The organism is Streptacidiphilus pinicola (assembly GCF_003258295.1).
Classification (GTDB): Bacteria; Actinomycetota; Actinomycetes; order Streptomycetales; family Streptomycetaceae; genus Streptacidiphilus; species Streptacidiphilus pinicola.
Genome location: NZ_QKYN01000007.1, coordinates 118,744 through 126,614, shown reverse-complemented (window position 1 = coordinate 126,614; position 7,871 = coordinate 118,744). Strand labels below are relative to the sequence as shown.

The 7,871-nt window shown below is 71.3% G+C and carries 8 protein-coding genes; 3 read left to right on the top strand and 5 right to left on the bottom strand.

What is annotated here, in order from left to right:
- Positions 1-156: 156 nt before the first annotated feature.
- Positions 157-777 carry a hypothetical protein gene (locus DN069_RS01445; RefSeq protein ID WP_111498833.1) on the bottom strand — a complete coding sequence of 207 codons (621 nt, stop codon included), beginning with the start codon at positions 775-777 and terminating at the stop codon, positions 157-159.
- A gap of 60 nt (positions 778-837) precedes the next feature.
- Entirely contained in the window at positions 838-2,286 is a 1,449-nt protein-coding gene (gene ahcY, locus DN069_RS01440) for an adenosylhomocysteinase (protein WP_111498832.1), read from the bottom strand.
- Positions 2,287-2,615: 329 nt separating this feature from the next.
- Between ahcY and DN069_RS01435 the strand changes: the two genes are divergently transcribed.
- From DN069_RS01435 to DN069_RS01425, 3 genes are all read left to right on the top strand, one after another.
- Positions 2,616-3,626: a heavy metal-binding domain-containing protein gene (locus DN069_RS01435; RefSeq protein WP_165845331.1), complete on the top strand. Its 1,011-nt coding sequence runs from the start codon at positions 2,616-2,618 to the stop codon at positions 3,624-3,626.
- 94 nt (positions 3,627-3,720) lie between these two features.
- Complete coding sequence (locus DN069_RS01430; RefSeq protein WP_207892011.1) at positions 3,721-4,551, top strand: heavy metal-binding domain-containing protein; 831 nt, start codon at positions 3,721-3,723, stop codon at positions 4,549-4,551.
- A gap of 55 nt (positions 4,552-4,606) precedes the next feature.
- Positions 4,607-4,999 carry a hypothetical protein gene (locus tag DN069_RS01425; RefSeq protein WP_111498830.1) on the top strand — a complete coding sequence of 131 codons (393 nt, stop codon included), beginning with the start codon at positions 4,607-4,609 and terminating at the stop codon, positions 4,997-4,999.
- 65 nt (positions 5,000-5,064) lie between these two features.
- Here the strand turns inward: DN069_RS01425 and manA are convergent, their stop codons facing one another.
- Genes manA through DN069_RS01410 form a run of 3 tightly spaced genes read right to left on the bottom strand, consistent with a single transcriptional unit; the run spans position 5,065 to position 7,704 of the window.
- Entirely contained in the window at positions 5,065-6,288 is a 1,224-nt protein-coding gene (gene manA, locus DN069_RS01420) for a mannose-6-phosphate isomerase, class I (protein WP_111498829.1), read from the bottom strand.
- A gap of 7 nt (positions 6,289-6,295) precedes the next feature.
- A complete protein-coding gene (locus tag DN069_RS01415; protein WP_111498828.1) occupies positions 6,296-7,531 on the bottom strand; it encodes an SIS domain-containing protein in 1,236 nt (411 codons plus the stop codon).
- A complete protein-coding gene (locus DN069_RS01410) occupies positions 7,528-7,704 on the bottom strand; it encodes a Trm112 family protein (RefSeq protein ID WP_111498827.1) in 177 nt (58 codons plus the stop codon). Before DN069_RS01410 ends, DN069_RS01415 begins: the two co-directional genes overlap by 4 nt.
- Positions 7,705-7,871 lie beyond the last annotated feature (167 nt).

Here is a 7,871-nt window from a genome sequence, read left to right as displayed (position 1 = left end):
CCCTCCGGGCGCTTCCTTCGTTTTCTACTCTATCAGAGTTTTTCGGCTCCGATTTCGCAGTCCCCGTCAATCGGATTAACCGATTGGATTTCGGGGGTTTGCCGCCCCGTCGTAGCGGGGCAACTCGGAGAACGTTACGTGGCCGTCCGATCGGAGTCAAATCCAGGGTCCGGGGGGCGTCTCCAGCTCCTCCAGCTCGACGCCGGGGGCGGAGAGCACCACGTCACCAGCGATGTGGACGAGGCCCTCCTCCCCCGTCTCGAGGTCCGCGACACGGAAGCGACGCACCGTCAGGGGGCCGCTGTCAGTGGGGTGTGTTTCGATGCCTTCCAGAGCCCAACCCTGGTCCAGCGTGCGCGGGGCCAGCAGCGGCTCGGTGAAGGAGACGGTGCGTACCCGCGCGGAGGAGCCCTCCGTCAGGGCGAGCATGCGCGCCGTCGCGACGAGGAACGCGGGTGAACGGCCGGCGAAGGCGTGGGCCTTCTCGTTGCCCTCCCGCGTGAAGGTGAGATCCGCGTCCTCGGCGTGCGTCCGGACCCAGGTGAGGCCGGCCAGCGCGCCGCCTCGGACCTGCCAGCCGTGACGGCGCAGTTCCAGTCGCATCGGGCGCGAACGGGAGTCGAGGGTCAGGTCGACGGCGCCGTCGACCGTCCCGTCGGCGGAGAAGGTCTGTGCCGTGTAGCGCCAGCCGGAGGGTCCGGCGGCGCAGCTGAAGCGCTCTTCACCGAGGGGGGTGTCGTCGTGGGTGTCGTGGAACGAGTAACGGCCGCTGGGCATAGGGCGAGCCTATGCGCCAGCGGCCGCGGGTCGATCAGTCGATCGGTACCGCTACCGGTATCAGTAGCGGTAGTGGTCGGCCTTGTACGGGCCCTCGACCTTCACGCCGATGTAGTCGGCCTGCTCCTGGGAGAGCGTCGTCAGCTTCACACCGAGGGCGTCCAGGTGGAGGCGGGCGACCTTCTCGTCCAGGTGCTTCGGCAGCGTGTAGACGCCGACCGGGTACTCCTCGGGCTTGGTGAAGAGCTCGATCTGGGCGAGCGTCTGGTCCGCGAAGGAGTTGGACATGACGAACGACGGGTGGCCGGTCGCGTTGCCCAGGTTCAGCAGGCGGCCCTCGGACAGCACGATGAGCTTCTTGCCGTCCGGGAAGGTCCAGGTGTGGACCTGCGGCTTGACCTCGTCCTTGACGATGCCCGGGATCTTCGCGAGGCCGGCCATGTCGATCTCGTTGTCGAAGTGGCCGATGTTGCCCACGATGGCCTGGTGCTTCATCTTGGCCATGTCCTTGGCCATGATGATGTCCTTGTTGCCGGTCGTGGTGACGAAGATGTCGGCGATGCCGACGACGTCGTCCAGCGTGGCGACCTGGTAGCCGTCCATGGCGGCCTGCAGGGCGCAGATCGGGTCGATCTCGGTGACGATGACGCGGGCGCCCTGGCCGCGCAGCGACTCGGCGCAGCCCTTGCCGACGTCGCCGTAGCCGAAGACCACGGCGACCTTGCCGCCGATGAGGACGTCAGTGGCGCGGTTGATGCCGTCGATCAGCGAGTGGCGGCAGCCGTACTTGTTGTCGAACTTCGACTTGGTGACCGCGTCGTTGACGTTGATGGCCGGGAACAGCAGGTTGCCGTCACGGTGCATCTCGTAGAGGCGGTGGACACCGGTGGTGGTCTCCTCGGTCACGCCCTTGATCTCGGAGGCGACCTCGGTCCACTTCTTCGGGGTCTCCTTGAGCGTGCGGTTCAGCAGCTCGAGGATGATGCGGAACTCGTCCGAGTCCGCGGTGGACGGGTCCGGGGCCGAGCCGGCCTTCTCGAACTCGACGCCCTTGTGGACCAGCAGCGTCGCGTCGCCACCGTCGTCCAGGATCATGTTCGGGCCCGAGAAGCCCGGCCAGGTGAGCGCCTGCTCGGTGCACCACCAGTACTCCTCCAGCGTCTCGCCCTTCCAGGCGAAGACGGGGATCCCCTGGGGGTTCTCCGGGGTGCCGTTCGGGCCCACGGCGATGGCCGCGGCCGCGTGGTCCTGGGTGGAGAAGATGTTGCAGGAGCACCAGCGCACGTCGGCGCCGAGCGCTGCGAGGGTCTCGATGAGCACGGCGGTCTGCACGGTCATGTGCAGCGAGCCGGTGATGCGCGCGCCGGCCAGCGGCTGCGCGGCGGCGTACTCCGCACGGATCGCCATCAGGCCGGGCATCTCGTGCTCGGCGAGCTGGATCTCCTTGCGGCCGAACTCGGCCAGGGAAAGGTCGGCGACCTTGAAGTCACCGGCGTTCAGGGACGTCACGCTGTCTCTCCATCACGTCGGGGTGCGGGCGGTGGTGGTCCGGAACCGGACCGCATGCGAGCCGGGCTCGAACGCGTACGCAGACATACAGAAACGGCGGCGGGCTCTCCGGGAACCCTTGCGCCTGCCTCAACCGTATGACCGATTGTTCCGGACCAGTGCGTCGGAGGCCCTCTCTCCCTCGGCGTACCCAAGTCCGGGGACCGGGCGCGCCGACCGCCATCAGCAGCGACGTCTGGTGCTTGAGACGAATCTACACCGTGCGTACATTCCGAGAGGCGCAGTTACGTGTTCCCAGAGTTCTCAGTGCAGAACGGAAGTGGGGCGGGATGACGGTTCCCTGGAGCGGCGGCGGGCTGCCACCTGTCGCCGCCGAGCGCATGGCGGAGGTGCGGCAGAGCGGCACCTGGACATCCGCGTTGTCCACCGGCGAGTTCGCCTCGGTGCGGTCGGTCGGCTTCGAGCCGGTGGGCCAGGTGATGGGCTCGGCGGTGTTCCAGATCGCGCGCAGCGGGCGCTACTGGGGCTATCACGACTGCCTCTTCCCCGGCGCGGGCTACTCGTTCGGGGGATACGGCGACGCCCCGATCGCGTTGTCCGGGCGCGGGGCGCCCTCGCAGGCGCTGGTGAGCGTCTTCGACCAGGCGCGGCACACGGCGCTCGGACGGATGACCCAGGAGTGCGCGGCGCTGGGCGGCGATGGGGTGGTGGCCGCCGAGCTCACCATGCAGCCGTTCCCGAACGCGCCGAACTGCCTGGAGTTCAAGGTGATCGGCACGGCGGTCCGGGCGCAGGGCGACGTGCGGCCGAAGCACCCGTTCACCTGCCATCTGGACGGGCAGGGCTTCGCCAAGCTGGTCAGCGCCGGCTGGGTGCCCGCCGAGCTGCTGGTCGGCATGTCGATCGGCGTGCGCCACAACGACTACCGCACCCAGTCCCAGCTGTACTCGTGGCAGAACAACGAGGTGACGGGCTGGAGCGATCTGATCCACGCGATCCGCGCGGACGCGCGGGAGCAGCTGCGACGCCAGGCGTCCCGGCTGGGTGGGGACGGCGTGATCATGGCCAGTGGTGATCTGCGGGTGTGGGAGGAGTCCTGCATCCGCTCCGCCAACTCCGAGCAGCACGACCACGTGGCCGAGGCCACGATGATCGGCACCAGCATCGCCCGCTTCCGGACGAGGGCCGAGCCGCCGCGGACGCTGTCCGTGATGCCGCTGGGCAAGCGCAGCGACCGGCTGCGGCAGCGGCTGGCGGCGGTCGCCTCCAGCCCGTACGGCGACCGGGACGAGTACCGGCGCCTGCTCACCGAACTCCAGGACCTGGGAGACCAGGGATGACCCGTCGCCGGACCAGACGCACGACCCCGACCACCCGCATGACGCAGTCGATCCGCACCACCACCGATCTGACCCACGCAAGGGGAGCTGCCCGATGAGCACCATGGACCCGACCGCCCAGGGTGTGCCCGCCGACGCGATGAAGCGGCTGCAGGAACTGCAGCCCGGTCGCGCCGGGTCGATCTTCACCAGCGACCTGTCGGTCAACGAGTTCCTGCTCGTGCGCGAGGCCGGCTTCAAGCCGATCGGCCTGGTGCTGGGCAGCTCGATCTACCACGTGGGCATCCAGCTCGGCCGCTGGGGCAAGAACCAGGAGCTGGAGACGCTGAGCCAGGCGATGTACCACGCCCGCGAGCTGGCGATGGCCCGCATGGAGGCGGAGGCGGCGGCGCTGGGCGCGGACGGCATCGTCGGCGTGCGGCTCTCGGTCGAGGCCCGCGAGTTCGGCAACGACATCGCCGAGTTCATCGCCATCGGCACGGCCGTCAAGGCCGACCAGCCGGCCCCGGGCGGCGCGAGCTGGCGCAACAACAAGAACCTGCCCTTCACCTCGGACCTGTCGGGCCAGGACTTCTGGACGCTGATCCGCGCGGGCTACGCGCCGCTCGGCATGGTGATGGGCACCTGTGTCTACCACATCGCGCACCAGCGGATGGGCGCCGTGTTCTCGAACATCGGCAAGAATGTGGAGATCGAACAGTTCACGCAGGCTCTCTACGACGCGCGCGAGCTGGCGATGTCGCGGATGCAGGCCGAGGCCGAGGCGCTGCACGCCGAGGGCGTGGTGGGCGTCCAGCTGAACGCCCACAACCACCGGTGGGGTGGCCACACCACGGAGTTCTTCTCGATCGGCACGGCGGTCCGCCCGCTGCGTTCGGACCACGAGATCGAGCGGCCCACCATGGTGCTGAGCCTGGACGGCTGAGACTGGACGGTGAGCTCGGACGGATGAGCCAGGACGGATGAGGGAGCGAACGTAGATGAGCGAGATCGAGCTGCTGGCGGCGGCGCTGCGCCGGGACGCGGCAGATCTGGACATGTATGCCCAGGTGCTGACGGGTTCGCTCGCGGACGCCCTGCCTCCGGGCTCCGTCGAGCTCTCGCGCAAGCGGTCCGTCTCGGACCGCCTGTCGGGCCGTCCCGGCACGGTGGAGCGGCTGGAGGTGAGCCTGGACGACCGCCGGCTGATCCTGGTGCTCGCCCACGGCCGCCCGCAGGGGGAGGTGGCCACGGTGGTGCGCGGCGTGGTGCTGTCCCGTCGGCAGGTGGCGCTGGACGAGTGGGTCCACGAGCTCGCGACGGCCGTCGCGGCGCGCGCCGAGTCCGACGCCAGGGCCCGCGCGGCCCTGGAGAAGCTCGTGATGGGCCTCTGAGAGCCCTGCAGGGCGCGGAGCGCCGGGCCAGGTGCCCGGCGCTCCTACCGGCGCAGCACGGTCCGTCAGAGGGAGACCGTGGCGCGGAAGAGGTTGGCGTGCGCGCCGTCCTCGACGCTGGCGGTGACGGCCGGGCTGCCGGCGGCGAGGAAGCAGGACTCGCCGGGCGCCAGGGTCAGCTGCTCGCCGGTCACGTCGGTCAGCGTCACCCGGCCCTCGGTGCAGAGCACGATCTGCGGGGTGTCGGTCGGCAGCGGCCGGCCGCCCTCGGCTCCGAGGCGGTAGCGGGAGAGCCGGAATTCGTCGATGGGAGCGGGGTAGAGCTCCTCCCCCGGGTGCTCCACCACCGAGCGGGGGCGGATGACCGCCGGCTCGCTCGCCACGAACTCCACGACCCGCAGCAGCTCCGGCACGTCGATGTGCTTCGGCGTCAGCCCGGCCCGCAGTACGTTGTCGGAGTTGGCCATCAACTCCACGCCCAGGCCCCGGAAGTACGCGTGCGGCACGCCCGCGCCGAGGTAGCACGCCTCTCCGGGCCGCAGCACCACGTGGTTCAGCAGCAGCGCCGACAGCAGGCCCGGGTCGGCCGGGTAGACGTCCGCCAGCGCCGCGTAGTCCCGCAGCATGCCCGCGTCCGCCGCGTCACCGCTGCTCCCGGCCTCGCGCAGCAGCGCATCCCGGGTGGCGGCCACCAGCGGGACGACCGTGGCCTCGTCCAGGGTGAGCGCCCAGGTCAGGGCCTCGCGCAGTGCCTCGGGCTCGGGCTTGGCCCGCAGCACCTCCACGACCGGGGCCAGGCCCGGCACCGCGAGCCGCTCCAGCAGGGCCACGGTCAGGGCCGGGGCGCGGAAGCCGCAGACGCCGGAGAACTCGTCGAGCGCGCACAGCATCTCGGGCTTGTGGTTCGCGTCCTTGTAGTTGCGCTCGCGGGCGTCCAGCGGCACCCCGGCCGCCTCCTCCGCCGCGAAGCCCGCCTTCGCCTGCGCCAGGTCCGGATGCACCTGCACCGACAGCGGCTCACCCGCCGCCAGCACCTTGAACAGGAACGGCAGGGCCGGACCGAACCGGTCCACGACCGCCGCGCCCAGCTCCGCCTCCGGGTCCGCCGCGATCACCCGGTCGAGCGACGAACCGCCCTCCCCGCGGTCCACCCCCGACGGTGACCCCGGGTGCGCGCCCATCCACAGCTCCGCCTGCGGCTCACCGCTGGGCGTCACGCCCAGCAGTGCGGGAATCGCCGTGCGCGAGCCCCAGGCATACGGACGGACGGTGTTCTCCAGACGATCCATGTACTCTCTAGGTCCTCTCAGCGGCCAGCCCGAGATAGACGGCCGCGAAGTCGGTCAGTGCCACGAGTTCGGCCAGGGCCTCGACCTGGTCGGTCCTGGAGGAGCCGAGCTCGCGCAGGGCGACCTGATGGTCCGCCGCGAGGCGGTGAGCCCGCGCCACGGTACGGCGCGTGCCGGGTGAATCGTTGTCCGCCAGGTGATCGGCGGGTGGCTCCCCGGTGACGTCGGGGGTGCCGTTCGCCGCCGCGTCGGCCGCGGTCTCCGGGCCGGGACGGTGGCGCAGCAGCACGACCTGGAGCCGCAGCGTGCCCTCGTCCTCGACGCGGTCCCGGAAGAAGTCGTCGGGTTCGGCCGGACCCGTTCCCAACCCGCCACTGAACAGGCCGCGTTGGGCGGCCATCGCCTCCGGCAGCACGCCGCTGAGCGCGGCCCGGCCGGCGTGGTCGGCGAGCATGGCGGTGAACCGGCCGGCCACGGCCGTCCCACAGGGGCCGAGGCTCCAGAGCAGGGGCAGCGTCCCGTCGAGCTGGACCGCCAGCGTCTTGGCCGGGTTGTCGTACGCGGCGGCAGCGGGCCGGCAGCGCACCGCCGCCTCGTCGAGGCGGTCGGCGGCGTCGTTCAGGGCCCGCGGCTCGCCCGGCAGCAGGCCTATGCGCAGCGCGAGCCCCAGCAGAGGGGTCAGCACGCCCCAGAAGTCCGACGGGTCCTCCCGCGGCAGGTCCGCGTCCTCGTGCAGCGGCCGCCGCTCGTCGGGCTCGGTGCCCGGGACGTACGGCAGCGGCAGCGCGCGCACCTGCAGCGCGGCCTGGCCGAGGTGGGAGTCGGTCGGCGCAATCACCACGAGCGAGCAGCCGCGCGCATAGGCGCGCTCGACGAGCTTGACCAGCCCAGGCACCTCGCCGTCGGTGGCCACCGCGACCACCAGGTCGGACGGCCCCGCCCAGCCCGGCAGGGTCCACTCCGGTCCGGCGTCCTCACCCGGCCCGGGCCGCAGCACCGCGACCTGACAGACGCCACCGCAGAGCGCGGCGAACACGTCTCCGGCGGTCGCCGCGCTCCCGTGTCCTGCGACCAGGACAGCACGCGGCCGTCCCTCCGGTCGCAGGCCGCCGAGCCCCGCGTCGTCCGCGGCTCGCAGCGCGGTGCGCATGCGCGCCCCCGCGGACGCGAGCGCGAGCAGCGCGCCGCGCGTGTCGGCGCGCGTGAGCCGCTCCGCGTCGTCGAGCAGCCGCTCGTCGATCATGCCGGGCGACGGGCCTCGTCGACGAGCAGGACGGGAATCCCGTCCCGCACCGGGTACGCGAGCCCGCAGTCGCCGCCGGTGCAGACCAGCTCCGACGCCTCCTCGTCCTCACGCAGCGGCGCGTGGCACGCCGGGCAGGCGAAGATCTCCAGCAGTGCGGGGTCGATGCTCATGTCGCTGGCGCTCCGGAAGTCTGGGACGGATCTGTGGTGCAAGAAGGTTACTTGCACCACCGGGGGCGCGAGGCTCTGCCCGAGAGACCACCCTGTGCGGATGGCCCTGCTCGAGCGGCGACTCACCACCTGGGTGGCTTGTCGCGCAGTTCCCCGCGCCCCTGAGT

Bases quoted from the DNA above. Each gene is read 5' to 3' on its own strand.
- DN069_RS01445 (WP_111498833.1), bottom strand. From the start codon at position 777: ATGCCCAGCGGCCGTTACTCGTTCCACGACACCCACGACGACACCCCC.
- DN069_RS01435 (WP_165845331.1), top strand. From the start codon at position 2,616: ATGACGGTTCCCTGGAGCGGCGGCGGGCTGCCACCTGTCGCCGCCGAG.
- DN069_RS01430 (WP_207892011.1), top strand. From the start codon at position 3,721: ATGAGCACCATGGACCCGACCGCCCAGGGTGTGCCCGCCGACGCGATG.
- DN069_RS01425 (WP_111498830.1), top strand. From the start codon at position 4,607: ATGAGCGAGATCGAGCTGCTGGCGGCGGCGCTGCGCCGGGACGCGGCA.
- manA (WP_111498829.1), bottom strand. From the start codon at position 6,288: ATGGATCGTCTGGAGAACACCGTCCGTCCGTATGCCTGGGGCTCGCGC.
- DN069_RS01415 (WP_111498828.1), bottom strand. From the start codon at position 7,531: ATGATCGACGAGCGGCTGCTCGACGACGCGGAGCGGCTCACGCGCGCC.
- DN069_RS01410 (WP_111498827.1), bottom strand. From the start codon at position 7,704: ATGAGCATCGACCCCGCACTGCTGGAGATCTTCGCCTGCCCGGCGTGC.